This window comes from Pseudomonas spirodelae, from assembly GCF_034653255.1.
GTDB classification, from domain to species: domain Bacteria; phylum Pseudomonadota; class Gammaproteobacteria; order Pseudomonadales; family Pseudomonadaceae; genus Aquipseudomonas; species Aquipseudomonas spirodelae.
Genome location: NZ_JAYEET010000013.1, coordinates 78,243 through 91,517 on the forward strand (window position 1 = coordinate 78,243; position 13,275 = coordinate 91,517).

Genomic DNA, 13,275 nt, shown 5'->3' on the forward strand with positions numbered 1-13,275 from the left:
GACAAAGAGCCGGACGCCTATTGCTGACCCGCTTAACGAGAGTATTAATGCGCAACCTAAAATTCAGCCACAAGATCATGTTGGCTGCGTCATTGGTGGTGATTGCGGCCTTTGCCTCATTTGCCTTGTACAACGACTACATGCAACGTAACGCCATCCGCGAGAACCTTGAGAACTACCTGCGTGACATGGGTAATGTCTCGGCAGGCAATATTCAGCACTGGCTGAATGGCCGCGTTCTGCTGCTCGACTCGCTCGGCGAGACGGTGGAGGACAGCGGCGATGCTGTCGCGCTCAGCAACAGCCTTCAGCATCGCAGTATTGCGTCCTCCTTTTTATACGCCTACCTCGGTGAAGCAGACGGCACCTATACCCAATACCCCGCCAGCGACTTGCCGGCCGGCTATGACCCACGCCAGCGCCCTTGGTACAAAATGGCTCAGGCGGGTTCTGGTGTCGGCCTGACCGCGCCTTACCTGGCGGCTGATCCGCGTGATGGCTTGTTGATCACCATTACCCGTGCAGTACGTCGTAATGGCCTACTGGCGGGAGTGGTGGGTGGCGACCTGAAGTTGGAAACCATCGACAATATCCTTAGTTCGCTGGATCTTGGCGGGCTGGGTTATGCCTTCCTGGTCGATGACACCGGCACTGTGCTGGTTCACTCTGACCGCGAGCAGGTGCTCAAAGGCTTGGACAATCTCTTTCCTGGCGGCAAGCCCATGCTCAGTACTGCCCTGCAAGACGTGCAGGCGGCCGATGGTGCGGCGCGTATTGTCACCTTTGTCCCGGTGCAAGGCCTGCAAGGGGTTCGCTGGTATGTCGGCCTGTCAGTCGACAAGAACAAGGCCTATGCCGCGTTGCAGGAGTTCCGCCTGTCGGCGGTGATGGTGATGGTGATTGGCGTCGCGGCGATCTTGCTGCTGCTCGGGCTGTTGATTCGCTTTTTGTTGCAGCCACTGCATGTGATGAGTCGCGCCATGGGCGATATTGCCCAAGGTGAGGGCGATTTGACCCAGCGTTTGCAGGTTAACTCGTTGGATGAATTCGGTGAGCTGGCGGTGGCATTCAACCGCTTTGTCGAGCGGATTCACGAGTCGATCCGCGAAGTGGCGTCGACCACCAGTGCGGTGCATGAACGCGTGCGCACTGTGGTGGCAGCGTCCAATGCGTCGATGAGTAACTCTAGCGAGCAGGCCGCGCGGACCGACAGTGTGGCGGCGGCGATCAACGAGCTGGGCGCTGCTGCGCAAGAGATTGCGCGCAACGCCGCCGATGCCTCCACTCAGGCTAGCGGTGCACGCCAAGGTGCCGAAAATAGCCAGCAAATGGTCGAGAAAACCTTGGGCGCGATGAGTGATCTGTCGAGCAAGATCGAGGCGGCTGGCGCGCACATCGAAACCCTGAGCCAGAAGAGCAACGACATCGGCCAGATCCTTGATGTGATCAAGGGCATCTCCGAGCAGACCAACTTATTGGCCCTTAACGCCGCCATTGAGGCCGCTCGCGCCGGCGAGGCTGGGCGTGGTTTTGCGGTGGTGGCGGATGAGGTGCGTAACCTGGCGCAGCGCACTCAGAGTTCGGCGCAGGAAGTCCAGCAGATGATCGAGCAGCTGCAAACAGGCGCTCAGGATGCAGTCAACACCATGGTCGAAAGCCGTCGTTTCAGTGATGACAGCGTGCGTATTGGCAAGCAGGCTGGGGGAAATCTGCAGAGCGTGACGCGGCGCATCGGTGAGATTGACGGCATGAACCAGTCGGTGGCCACCGCGACCGAGGAGCAAACCTCGGTGGTCGAAAACCTCAATATGGACATCACCGAAATCAACGTGCTGAACCAAGACGGCGTGCGCAACCTGGAGGCCAGTTTGCGGGCGTGTACTGAACTGGATCAGCAGGCCGGTCGACTCAAGCAGCTGGTAGACAGCTTCCGCATCTAAACGGCAGGGCGCGTTAGGCGAGGCTGATCACGGCCTAGCGCGCTTGGTGTATCAGATGGTGTGCTGTGCCGGCTGGTTTTCGCTGGTGCTGGGTGCCGATAACTTGCGCACGATGGTGGCCTGCAGGTTGGCGCACAGCTCGGGATCGGAGAGCGGCTGATTGTTGGCGTCGGTGATAAAGAACACGTCTTCTACCCGTTCGCCCAAGGTGGCGATTTTGGCGTTCTGCAGCGACAAGTCGAAGTCCAGGAAAATTCGCCCGATGCGTGCCAGCAAGCCGGGGCGATCTGGGGCAATCACTTCAAGCACGGTGACTGGGCGGTTGGCGTCGTTGTGGATGGTCACCTGCGGCGCAAAAGCGAAGTGCTTGAGTTGGCGCGGCACCCGGCGCTGAATGATGCTGGGGTAGTCGTCGGGGTTTTTCAGGGCGTCGATCAGGCCTTGGCGAATTTCGTTGATGCGCGCGGGGTTGTCGCCAATCGAGCCGCCTTCACTTTCCAGCACGATGTAGGTGTCGAGGGTGAACTGGCTGGTGGAGGTGAGAATCCGCGCGTCATGGATGTTCAGGTTGAGCTGGGCCATGGCCGCCACCGTTACCGCGAAGAAGTCGTGCTGGTCTTCGGCGTAAATGAAAATCTGTGTGCCGCCCTCAAATTCGCGCTGAGTGGTTTCCTTGATCAGCACCAAGGGGCTGCCATCGTTAGGGTGACGGATAATCGCCAAGGTATGCCAGGCCACATCTTCAGCCGAATGACGGAGGAAGTAATCATCACCCAGCTGCGCCCACAGTTGCTCAGCGACATCGGCATCGGTGCCGCCGCGCACCAATATGTCCAGCGCTGCGCTTTGCGTCAGGCGAATTTGCTCTTCACGGTCCAGCGGGTTTTCCAGCCCGCGGTTCAGCGCGCGCTTGGTCTCGGTGTAGAGCTGACGCAGTAAGGTTGCCCGCCAGGAGTTCCATAAGCTGGGGTTGGTGGCATTGATGTCGGCCACGGTGAGCACGTAAAGGTAATCCAGGCGCGTCTGATCGCCGACCAAATGGGCAAAGTCGGAGATGACCTGTGGGTCGGAGAGGTCTTTGCGCTGCGCGGTGGTCGACATCATCAGATGGCTCTGCACCAGCCAGGCAATCAGCTTGGAATCCCAGCTGGGCAGTTGGTGGCGCGCGCAGAAGGCGGCTGCATCAACCGCGCCCAGTTCCGAGTGGTCACCGCCGCGGCCTTTGCCGATGTCGTGGTAAATACCCGCCAGGTAAATCAGCTCCGGCTTGGGCAGCTTGTCGACCAGTTCACTGGCCAGGGGGAATTTCTCGGCAACCCCAGGCTTGGTTAGCTTGCGCAGGTGTTTGATCACATTAAGCGTGTGCGCGTCGACCGTGTAGATGTGGAACAAGTCGTGCTGCATCTGCCCGACAATCAGGCCGAATTCCGGCAGGTAAAGGCCGAGAATGCCGTAACGGTTCATCCGCCGTAGGTTGCGATGGATGCCTTCCTTGCATTTGAACAGTTCGATAAACAGGCTGGTGTTGCGGATGTCGTTACGGAACTCATCATCGATCAGATAGCGATGGTCGCGCAGTAAGCGAATGGTGTCGGCGCATATCCCTTCAATTTCCGGGTTCTGCGCCATCACCACGAAAATCTCCATAATGGCGAACGGCGTGCGCTTGAAGATGCCCGGGTGCACGGCTTCGATATAGCCGTTGCGCACTTGGAAACGGCTGTTGAGGGCTGTGGCCTGGGTGACCTCGCCGGCACGCAGAATCTGCTCGTCAAAGTGCTGGATGATCAGGTCGCTCAGCTCGGCAATGGCCATCACTACGCGGTAGTACTTCTGCATAAAGCGCTCGATAGTGCGCTTGTTGTCCTGCTCTTTAAAACCCAGCAGCTCGGCCACTTTGACTTGGTGGTCGAACAGCAAGCGGTCTTCGGCGCGCCCAGCCAGCATGTGCAGGGCGTAGCGGACCTTCCAAAGAAACTCTTTGCTGGAGGCCAGCAGCGCGTATTCGCTTTCCAGCAAAAAGCCTTGGCCGACCATGGCGTGCAGATTAAGCATGCCGAAATGCCGGCGTGCCATCCAAAGAATGGTCTGGATATCGCGCAGGCCGCCAGGCGAGCCTTTGACGTTGGGTTCCAGGTTGTACTCGGTGTTGTTGTATTTGGCGTGGCGGGCGCGCTGCTCGGCGCGTTTGGCGACAAAGAAGTCTGTGCTGGCCCACATCTTTGCCGGGCTGGTGACGCTTTGCATGCGCTGGCGCAAGCGCTCCGGGCCGGCAATGGTGCGGCTTTCCATCAGGTTGGTGATCACCGTCAGGTCGGCACGCGCTTCTTCGGCGCATTCGTCGACACTGCGCACGCTTTGCCCGACTTCCAGGCCAATGTCCCACAGCAACGTGAGGAAGCGTTCAATCGGCTCGCGGAAGGTTTCGTGATCGGCGTTATCGAGCAGGATCAGCAGGTCGATATCGGAGAAGGGGTGCAGCTCACCACGGCCATAACCGCCGACGGCCAGCAGGGCGATATCGGCGTCTTCATTCCAGGGTAGGCGCTGCCAGGCTTCGCACAGGATCTGGTCAACAAACCAGGCGCGGTCTTCGATCAATCGGCGCACATCGCGGCCGCTTTTGAAGCGCCCGTCGAGCACGTCGCGGGCGTTGCGGATAGCCTTTTTGAATGCCGCAATAGGGCTGGTCTTGAGGGCCAGTTCAGCCTGGAACTGGCCGCGGTCGAACAACTCTGGATCTACCTGCGGCATTACGGCCTTCCTTCTATCTATAAAGCAGACTCGGTGAGGGCTCAGGCCGACGTACGCGGGATGGTGTCATCGCTGCGCAGGGTGAAGATCTCGTAGCCGTTAGCGGTCACCAATAGGGTGTGCTCCCACTGGGCGGACAGCTTGCGGTCCTTGGTGATTGCGGTCCAGCCGTCCCCTAGGGTGCGGGTTTCGGCGCGGCCCTGGTTGATCATCGGTTCGATGGTAAAGGTCATGCCTTCTACCAGCTCCATACCGGTGCCAGCGCGACCGTAGTGCAGCACCTGCGGCTCTTCGTGGAACACCGCGCCAATGCCGTGCCCGCAATATTCGCGCACCACCGAGAAACCATTTTTCTCCGCATGCTTCTGGATCACTTCACCAATGTCGCCCAGGCGGGTACCCGGCTTGACCAGTTCGATGCCTTTATACAGGCACTCCTGGGTGACTGTGGCCAGACGCTCAGCCCACTCGGGCACTTTACCCACCATAAACATCTTGCTGGTATCGCCGTGGTAGCCATCCTTGATCACGGTGATGTCGATGTTGATCACATCGCCTTCTTTCAGCGGCTTGTCATTGGGGATGCCGTGGCAAACCACATGGTTGACCGAGGTGCAGATCGACTTGGGGAAGCCTTTATAGTTGAGCGGTGCAGGGATGGCCTGTTGCACGTTAACAATATAGTCATGGCAGATGCGGTCGAGCGCTTCGGTGGTGACACCGGGCTTGACGTGCTCGCCAATCATTTCCAGCACGTCGGCAGCCAGGCGGCCGGCTAGGCGCATTTTCTCGATTTCGTCGGGCGTTTTGATGGTGACGGTCATGTGCGGTTCTCGGACGCGAACAGAAAGGGCGTCATCTTAGCAGCTACCAGCCGCAAGCCATAAGCAGCACGTAAAGAGCCATGCTGCTTGGGTGCGGTTTTCTGCGAATGCGTGTGGCTTGGCGCCGTCTTTTATGATATAAAACGCGCCGCTTTACGGGCTGTGTGCCCGGGAGCCTAAACCCACACACGTATCGACACGGTTTCCTGGGTGCCTAGCGACAAGTTCGCGGGTTGGAGATCGGGATACGTGGAGGCCTAACCCGACTTATCAAGGAACTATCATGTCCCAAGTCAATATGCGCGATATGCTGAAGGCCGGTGTGCACTTCGGTCACCAGACCCGTTACTGGAACCCGAAAATGGGCAAGTACATTTTCGGCGCGCGTAACAAGATCCACATCATCAACCTTGAAAAAACCCTGCCAATGTTCAACGACGCACTGTCGTTCGTTGAGAAGCTGGCTTCGGGCAAAAACAAGATTCTGTTCGTCGGCACCAAGCGTTCCGCTGGCAAGATCGTTGCTGAAGAAGCAGCGCGTTGCGGTTCGCCGTACGTCGATCATCGCTGGTTGGGCGGCATGCTGACCAACTACAAAACTATCCGTGCCTCGATCAAGCGTCTGCGTGATCTGGAAGTTCAGTCCCAAGACGGTACTTTCACCAAGCTGACCAAGAAAGAAGCGCTGATGCGCACTCGTGATCTGGAAAAACTGGATCGCAGCTTGGGTGGTATCAAGGACATGGGCGGTCTGCCAGACGCACTGTTCGTAATCGACGTTGACCACGAGCGCATTGCTATCACCGAAGCCAACAAGCTGGGCATCCCAGTTATCGGCGTTGTTGATACCAACAGCAGCCCGGAAGGCGTTGACTACATCATCCCAGGTAACGATGACGCCATTCGCGCTATCCAGCTGTACATGGGCGCCATGGCTGATGCTGTGATCCGTGCTCGCAACAACGCCAATGGCGGCACCGACGAATTCGTCGAGCAAGCCCCGGCTGCAGCTGTTGAAGGCTAAGTAGAGCGCGTCTAGCGTTTGCTTAGTTCGCAAAAAGGGGGCTTGGCCCCCTTTTTGCCACCTTTAAAACCATCGTCGACGTGCAGCTGTAATTGTTTCTAGCCATTGTCGGCAATGCGTTAAGAATTGAGCGCCCGTTTGTTTTGGCGGGTGGAATGGTTAACAACCTATCCAGAGGATTTTGAAATGGCAGAGATTACTGCAGCGTTGGTAAAAGAACTGCGTGAGCGTACTGGCGAAGGCATGATGGATTGCAAGAAGGCCTTGACCAAGGCTGGCGGCGACATCGAAAAAGCTATCGACGACATGCGTGCTTCCGGCGCGATCAAGGCTGCCAAGAAAGCCGGCAACGTGGCTGCTGAAGGCGCTATCGCGGTCAAAGAAGACGGCAAAGCTGCTGTTCTGTTGGAAGTGAACTCGCAGACTGACTTCTTGGCTCTGCAGGATGACTTCAAGGCATTCGTAGCCGCCAGCGTTGAGCAAGCGTTTGCTGACAAGCTGACTGATGCTGCTCCGCTGATCGAAGCGCGTGAAGCTGATCGTCTGGTTCTGGTAGGTAAAGTTGGCGAGAACGTAAACATTCGTCGCCTGGTTCGCGTTGAAGGTGACGTGGTCGGTACTTACCTGCACGGTAACAAGATCGGTGTTGCTGTCGTTCTGAAAGGCGGCTCTGTTGAGCTGGCTAAAGACATCGCCATGCACGTTGCGGCGAGCAACCCAGAATTCCTGCTGCCTTCGGAAGTTTCCGCTGAAGCCATCGAACGCGAAAAAGCCGTGTTTATCAGCCTCAACGAAGACAAGATCAAGGGTAAGCCAGCCGAAATCGTCGAGAAGATGGTTGGCGGCCGTATCAGCAAGTTCCTGGCTGAAGCCAGCCTGGTTGAGCAGGCCTTCGTTAAGAACCCGGAAATCAAGGTCGGTGATCTGGCCAAGAAAGCCGGCGCTGAAATCGTCTCTTTTACCCGCTTCCAGGTAGGTGAAGGCATCGAGAAGCCGGTCGACAACTTCGCTGAAGAAGTTGCTGCCCAGCTGGCTGCCAGCAAGCAGTAAGACAGTTAATCGCTGTCGCCCCGAAGAGGCTGCCCGCTAACGCGCGCGGCCTCTTTGTCAAATTAAGGGGGCAGCTATGTTGTGGGGTGGTTGGGCTTTGGCACCAATGACCCGGGCTGTTGTCAAAGCGCCCACTAAACGTGAACTCAAGGTTCGCGCAGAATTCAAACGCCGCAGGAGAGACTCGCAATGGCTCAGCAGATGAGTGGTCGTCAACCGCGCTACAAGCGCATTCTGCTCAAACTTAGCGGCGAGGCCCTGATGGGGTCTGAAGACTTCGGTATCGATCCGAAGGTGCTTGACCGCATGGCTCTGGAAGTCGGTCAGCTGGTTGGTATCGGTGTGCAGGTCGGCTTGGTGATCGGCGGTGGCAACTTGTTCCGTGGCGCGGCGCTCAGCGCAGCGGGCATGGATCGGGTAACTGGCGACCACATGGGTATGCTGGCCACCGTGATGAACGCCTTGGCCATGCGCGACGCACTGGAGCGCTCGAACATCCCGGCCATCGTCATGTCGGCGATTTCCATGGTTGGGGTGACCGACCATTACGACCGCCGCAAGGCGTTGCGTCATCTGAAAACCGGTGAGGTGGTGATCTTCGCCGCTGGCACTGGTAATCCGTTCTTCACCACTGACTCGGCTGCCTGCCTACGTGCCATCGAGATCGATGCTGACGTCGTGCTCAAGGCGACCAAGGTCGATGGTGTGTACACTGCCGATCCATTCAAGGACCCGCATGCCGAGAAGTTCGATCGCCTGACCTACGATGAGGTGCTCGACCGCAAGCTGGGCGTAATGGATTTGACCGCTATTTGTCTGTGCCGCGACCATGCTATGCCGCTGCGCGTTTTCAATATGAACAAGCCCGGTGCTCTGCTGAACGTTGTCGTCGGCGGCGCTGAAGGCACTCTGATTGAGGAAGATACCCATGATCAATGAGATCAAGAAAGACGCTCAGGCACGTATGCAAAAGAGCCTGGAATCGCTGATTCACGCCTTTAGTCGCATCCGTACCGGCCAGGCCCACCCGAGCATTCTCGGCGGTGTGATGGTGCCTTACTACGGTGCAGACACCCCGCTGAATCAGGTGGCCAACGTCACCGTCAAGGACGCCCGCACCCTGCAGGTTGTGGCGTTCGAGCGCAACATGCTGGCCGCTGTTGACAAGGCTATCCAAAGCTCGGGCCTGGGTTTTAACCCAACCAACTTGGGCGAGTTGCTGCTGATTTCCATGCCCGCGCTGACCGAGGAAACCCGTAAGGGCTTCACTAAGCAAGCGCGCGATGCGGCTGAAGATGGCCGTGTTGCTGTACGCAATATCCGTCGTGATGCCTTGAGCCAGTTGAAAGACCTGGTCAAAGAGAAGGAAATCAGCGAAGACGAAGAGCGCCGTGCGGCCGACGAGATTCAGAAGCTGACGGACAAGTTCGTGGCGGAAATCGAAGTGGCAGTGAAGCAGAAAGAAGCGGATCTGATGGCCGTTTAACGGCCGGGATATCGTCATGGAAATGACCAAAGACGGTAGTCTGCCCGGCGTGCCACGGCATGTGGCGATCATCATGGACGGTAATAATCGCTGGGCGAAGAAGCGTTTTCTGCCCGGCGTTGCTGGCCATAAAGCCGGTGTCGATGCAGTGCGCGCGGTGATCGAAGTGTGCGCGGAGGCGGGCGTCGAGGTGCTGACCCTGTTTGCCTTCTCCAGTGAAAACTGGCAGCGCCCAGCGGAGGAGGTCAGTGCGCTGATGGAATTATTCCTCAGTGCGCTGCGTCGCGAGGCGAAAAAACTCAACGCCAACGATATCAGCTTGCGCATTATTGGTGATCGCTCGCGCTTTCACCCTGAGCTGCAAGCTGCGATGCGTGAGGCAGAGGCGCAAACCGCCGGTGATAAACGTTTCGTCCTGCAGGTGGCGGCCAACTATGGCGGTCAGTGGGATATCGTCCAGGCTGCGCAGCGCCTGGCGCGTGAAGTTCAAGGCGGCCATTTGCGCGCTGAGGACATCACCCCGGAATTGCTGCAAAGCTGTCTGGTGACCGGCGATTTACCCTTACCTGACCTGTGCATTCGCACGGGCGGCGAGCGCCGTATCAGTAACTTCCTGCTCTGGCAGTTGGCCTACACCGAGCTGTATTTCTCCGACCTGTACTGGCCGGATTTCAAACACGACGCCATGCGCAACGCCTTGGCCGATTTTGCAAGCCGCCAGCGTCGCTTTGGGAAAACCAGCGATCAGGTGGCTGCCGAGGCTCGTAGTTAATGCTCAAGCAACGAATTATCACGGCGTTGGTGTTGTTGCCATTCGCTCTGGGCGGTTTCTTTCTGCTCGATGGCCCGCTGTTTGCGCTGTTTATCGGTGCGGTAGTCAGTCTGGGCGCTTGGGAATGGGCGCGTCTGGCCGGCTTGACTGCGCAGGTGCAGCGTGTGGCGTTTGCGGTGTTGGTTGCAGCGCTCCTACTGGTCTTGTACCTGGTGCCTGTTTTAGCGCCTTGGGTGTTGCTGTGCGCGCTGATCTGGTGGGCGCTGGCGACCGCTCTGGTGCTCGGTTATCCGGCCAGTAGCCGCTACTGGGTCGGACTGCCGGCCAAATTGATAATTGGCCTGCTGATTCTGTTGCCAGCCTGGCAGGGGCTGGTGCTGTTCAAGCAGTGGCCCGAAGCGAACTGGCTGATTTTGGCGGTGATGGTGCTGGTGTGGGGCGCGGATATCGGTGCCTACTTCAGTGGGCGTCGTTTCGGTAAGCGCAAGTTGGCCCCGCAGGTCAGTCCTGGCAAAAGCTGGGAAGGGGTGTTTGGTGGTTTGTTGGCCACGCTGCTGATCTGTGTGGGCGTAGCGATTTACCGCGACTGGTCGTTTGCCAGTCTGCTGCTGGGCTTGCTGGGTACCGCTGTGGTGGTGCTGATCTCGGTGGTTGGTGATCTGACTGAAAGCATGTTTAAGCGCCAGGCTGGGGTTAAAGACAGCAGCAATCTGTTGCCAGGTCACGGCGGCGTGCTCGATCGTATTGACAGCCTGACTGCAGCGATCCCGGTATTCGCCGCGTTACTGTGGTTGGCGGGTTGGGGCGCGCTGTGAGCCATCTGCAGCAGGTTACGGTGCTTGGGGCGACGGGCTCGATCGGCCTCAGCACCCTTGATGTCATTGCGCGCCACCCTGAGCGCTATCAAGTCTTTGCGTTGTCCGGTTTCAGCCGTTTGGCCGAGCTGGAGGCGCTGTGCATGATTTATCGGCCGCGCTTTGCCGTGGTGCCGCAGGCGCAGGCGGCTGATCAACTGCAAGCAACATTGCGTGCAGCCGGGCTGGCCACTCAGGTGTTGCATGGCCCGGAAGGGTTGTGCCAGGTGGCGGCCCATCCTGACGTGAATACCGTTATGGCGGCCATCGTGGGGGCGGCAGGCTTGCCGCCGACGTTGGCGGCAGTGGAGGCGGGCAAAAAAGTCCTGCTAGCCAATAAAGAAGCGCTGGTGATGTCCGGTGCCTTGTTTATGCAGGCGGTCAAACGCAGTGGCGCGGTGTTGCTGCCGATTGATAGTGAGCACAATGCAATTTTTCAGTGCCTGCCGGGTGACTATTCCCTTGGCCTGCAGCAGGTCGGGGTGCGACGTATCCTGTTGACCGCGTCGGGCGGACCATTCCGTGAGATGCCGCTGGAACAATTGCATACGGTGACGCCGGAGCAGGCCTGTGCGCACCCTAACTGGTCGATGGGGCGCAAGATTTCGGTCGATTCAGCCAGCATGATGAACAAAGGCCTTGAGCTGATCGAGGCCTGCTGGCTGTTTGACGCGACACCGGCGCAGATTGAGGTGGTGGTGCATCCACAAAGCGTGATCCATTCGCTGGTGGACTATGTGGATGGCTCGGTACTAGCCCAGTTGGGCAATCCGGATATGCGTACGCCAATTACTCATGCACTGGCTTGGCCGGAGCGTATCGACTCCGGTGTGGCGCCGCTGGATCTGTTCGCCGTCGCCCGCCTGGACTTCCAGGCGCCCGATGAGCAGCGCTTCCCCTGCTTGCGCTTGGCGCGTGAGGCGGCGCAAGCAGGCGGTACTGCGCCGGCCATGTTGAATGCGGTGAACGAAGTGGCTGTGGCTGCTTTCCTTGAGCGGCGCATCCGTTTCCCTGAGATCGCGAGTATGATCGAAGACGTTTTGCACACTGAGCCCGCCTTGGCGGTTGAGAGTCTGGATGCGGTGTTGGCAGCTGATAGCCGCGCCCGTGATCTGGCTGAGCAATGGCTGAGTCGGCGCTAAGCGCCGGCGCGGAGAAGTTTGATGAGTGCGCTTTATATGTTGGTTGGCACCCTGGTGGCGCTAGGGGTGCTGGTAACTATTCATGAATATGGTCACTTCTGGGTCGCGCGCCGCTGTGGGGTTAAGGTGCTGCGCTTCTCGGTGGGTTTTGGCAGCCCGCTGCTGCGCTGGCATGACCGCCACGGCACCGAATTTGTTGTGGCCGCCATCCCGCTGGGCGGCTACGTGAAAATGCTCGATGAGCGAGAAGGTGATGTACCGCCGGAATTGCTCGATCAGTCGTTCAATCGCAAGTCGGTCAAGCAGCGTATCGCCATTGTTGCGGCCGGCCCCGTCGCCAACTTCCTTCTGGCGCTGTTGTTCTTCTGGGTCGTGGCCATGCTTGGCAGCCTGCAGGTGCGCCCGGTTATTGGTGCAGTTGAGTCGGGCAGCCTGGCTGAGGTTGCCGGTTTGCAGGCGGGGCAGGAGATCGTCGCGATTGATGGTCAACCGACCACGGGCTGGGCGGCGGTTAACCTGCAGTTGGTCAGTCGTTTGGGTGAAAGTGGTCGCCTGGATCTTGCCGTGCGCGAGCCGGGTTCGTCGGTCGACAGTTCACTGCAGATCGTGCTGGACAACTGGTTGCGCGGCGCGGATGAGCCTGACCCTATTGCGTCGCTGGGTATTCGCCCGTGGCGCCCGGTGCTGCAGCCCGTGCTGGCGCAGCTTGATCCTGAAGGGCCTGGCGCCGCTGCAGGCTTGCAGGTCGGCGATCGTCTGCTCGCGCTTGATGGGCAACCTTTGGCGGATTGGCAGCAGTTAGTCGATCAGGTTCGGGGTTTGCCAGGTAAAACAATCACCCTGCGAGTTGAACGCCAAGGTCAGCAGCTGGATGTGCCTCTAACCCTGGCCGCACGCGGGGAGGGCGAGGCGCTGAGTGGTTACTTGGGCGCTGGCGTAGCCGGCGGCGAGTGGCCGCCGGAGATGTTGCGCGAAGTCAGCTACGGCCCTTTAGAAGCCATTGGCGAAGGTGCGAAAAACACCTGGACGATGAGTGTTCTAACCCTTAATTCCCTGAAGAAAATGCTGTTTGGTGAGCTCTCGGTAAAAAACTTGAGCGGGCCGATAACCATTGCTAAAGTGGCGGGCGCTTCTGCTGAGTCGGGTTTGAGTGATTTCCTGAAATTCCTCGCCTACCTGAGCATTAGCCTGGGGGTTCTTAATTTGCTGCCTATCCCTGTGCTGGATGGGGGGCATCTGCTGTTTTATCTGGTCGAGTGGGTGCGTGGGCGTCCGCTGTCGGAACGGATACAGGGTTGGGGGATGCAGATCGGTATCAGTCTGGTGGTTGGGGTTATGTTGCTAGCCCTGATCAATGACTTGAGTCGTCTGTAGCTAACGCCGAATTACGCTCTCGATATGTACAAAAGTGTCGCCTTAAGCGGCAGAT

The 13,275-nt window shown here is 58.5% G+C and carries 11 protein-coding genes and 1 pseudogene; 10 read left to right on the top strand and 2 right to left on the bottom strand.

What is annotated here, in order from left to right; genetic code table 11:
* Positions 1-140: 140 nt before the first annotated feature.
* Positions 141-1,085, top strand: a pseudogene (locus SOP97_RS20295) (HAMP domain-containing protein); the annotation flags it as partial.
* A 90-nt stretch (positions 1,086-1,175) separates the two neighbouring features.
* Positions 1,176-1,940 carry a methyl-accepting chemotaxis protein gene (locus SOP97_RS20300; RefSeq protein WP_411912033.1) on the top strand — a complete coding sequence of 255 codons (765 nt, stop codon included), beginning with the start codon at positions 1,176-1,178 and terminating at the stop codon, positions 1,938-1,940.
* A gap of 51 nt (positions 1,941-1,991) precedes the next feature.
* Here the strand turns inward: SOP97_RS20300 and SOP97_RS05360 are convergent, their stop codons facing one another.
* Positions 1,992-4,694: a [protein-PII] uridylyltransferase gene (locus SOP97_RS05360; protein ID WP_322948491.1), complete on the bottom strand. Its 2,703-nt coding sequence runs from the start codon at positions 4,692-4,694 to the stop codon at positions 1,992-1,994.
* Between the two features lie 41 nt (positions 4,695-4,735).
* Positions 4,736-5,518 (bottom strand): type I methionyl aminopeptidase, encoded by a 783-nt coding sequence (gene map, locus SOP97_RS05365; protein WP_322948492.1) that lies wholly within the window; start codon positions 5,516-5,518, stop codon positions 4,736-4,738.
* 283 nt (positions 5,519-5,801) lie between these two features.
* On the opposite strand from map, the gene rpsB reads away from it, so the two are divergent.
* The 8 genes from rpsB to rseP all read left to right on the top strand — a co-directional run bounded on the left by rpsB (position 5,802) and on the right by rseP (position 13,220).
* A complete protein-coding gene (rpsB, locus tag SOP97_RS05370) occupies positions 5,802-6,542 on the top strand; it encodes a 30S ribosomal protein S2 (RefSeq protein ID WP_274086799.1) in 741 nt (246 codons plus the stop codon).
* A gap of 186 nt (positions 6,543-6,728) precedes the next feature.
* The gene (gene tsf / locus SOP97_RS05375) at positions 6,729-7,592 is read left to right on the top strand and encodes a translation elongation factor Ts (RefSeq protein WP_322948493.1); all 864 of its coding nucleotides are present in this window, start codon (positions 6,729-6,731) and stop codon (positions 7,590-7,592) included.
* A gap of 189 nt (positions 7,593-7,781) precedes the next feature.
* Complete coding sequence (pyrH, locus tag SOP97_RS05380; RefSeq protein ID WP_274086797.1) at positions 7,782-8,531, top strand: UMP kinase; 750 nt, start codon at positions 7,782-7,784, stop codon at positions 8,529-8,531.
* Positions 8,521-9,078, top strand: coding sequence for a ribosome recycling factor (frr, locus tag SOP97_RS05385; protein ID WP_274086796.1), 558 nt, complete (start codon positions 8,521-8,523; stop codon positions 9,076-9,078). Before pyrH ends, frr begins: the two co-directional genes overlap by 11 nt.
* 22 nt (positions 9,079-9,100) lie before the next feature.
* Complete coding sequence (gene uppS, locus SOP97_RS05390) at positions 9,101-9,850, top strand: polyprenyl diphosphate synthase (protein WP_322948618.1); 750 nt, start codon at positions 9,101-9,103, stop codon at positions 9,848-9,850.
* The gene (locus SOP97_RS05395; protein ID WP_322948494.1) at positions 9,850-10,665 is read left to right on the top strand and encodes a phosphatidate cytidylyltransferase; all 816 of its coding nucleotides are present in this window, start codon (positions 9,850-9,852) and stop codon (positions 10,663-10,665) included. The genes uppS and SOP97_RS05395 overlap by 1 nt, the downstream gene beginning before the upstream one ends.
* Positions 10,662-11,846 carry a 1-deoxy-D-xylulose-5-phosphate reductoisomerase gene (ispC, locus tag SOP97_RS05400; RefSeq protein ID WP_322948495.1) on the top strand — a complete coding sequence of 395 codons (1,185 nt, stop codon included), beginning with the start codon at positions 10,662-10,664 and terminating at the stop codon, positions 11,844-11,846. The genes SOP97_RS05395 and ispC overlap by 4 nt, the downstream gene beginning before the upstream one ends.
* A gap of 21 nt (positions 11,847-11,867) precedes the next feature.
* Entirely contained in the window at positions 11,868-13,220 is a 1,353-nt protein-coding gene (gene rseP / locus SOP97_RS05405; protein ID WP_322948496.1) for a sigma E protease regulator RseP, read from the top strand.
* Positions 13,221-13,275: the final 55 nt, after the last annotated feature.

Bases quoted from the DNA above. Each gene is read 5' to 3' on its own strand.
- SOP97_RS05360 (WP_322948491.1), bottom strand. From the start codon at position 4,694: ATGCCGCAGGTAGATCCAGAGTTGTTCGACCGCGGCCAGTTCCAGGCT.
- SOP97_RS05395 (WP_322948494.1), top strand. From the start codon at position 9,850: ATGCTCAAGCAACGAATTATCACGGCGTTGGTGTTGTTGCCATTCGCT.
- frr (WP_274086796.1), top strand. From the start codon at position 8,521: ATGATCAATGAGATCAAGAAAGACGCTCAGGCACGTATGCAAAAGAGC.
- rseP (WP_322948496.1), top strand. From the start codon at position 11,868: ATGAGTGCGCTTTATATGTTGGTTGGCACCCTGGTGGCGCTAGGGGTG.
- tsf (WP_322948493.1), top strand. From the start codon at position 6,729: ATGGCAGAGATTACTGCAGCGTTGGTAAAAGAACTGCGTGAGCGTACT.
- map (WP_322948492.1), bottom strand. From the start codon at position 5,518: ATGACCGTCACCATCAAAACGCCCGACGAAATCGAGAAAATGCGCCTA.
- rpsB (WP_274086799.1), top strand. From the start codon at position 5,802: ATGTCCCAAGTCAATATGCGCGATATGCTGAAGGCCGGTGTGCACTTC.
- SOP97_RS20300 (WP_411912033.1), top strand. From the start codon at position 1,176: ATGAGTAACTCTAGCGAGCAGGCCGCGCGGACCGACAGTGTGGCGGCG.
- uppS (WP_322948618.1), top strand. From the start codon at position 9,101: ATGACCAAAGACGGTAGTCTGCCCGGCGTGCCACGGCATGTGGCGATC.
- pyrH (WP_274086797.1), top strand. From the start codon at position 7,782: ATGGCTCAGCAGATGAGTGGTCGTCAACCGCGCTACAAGCGCATTCTG.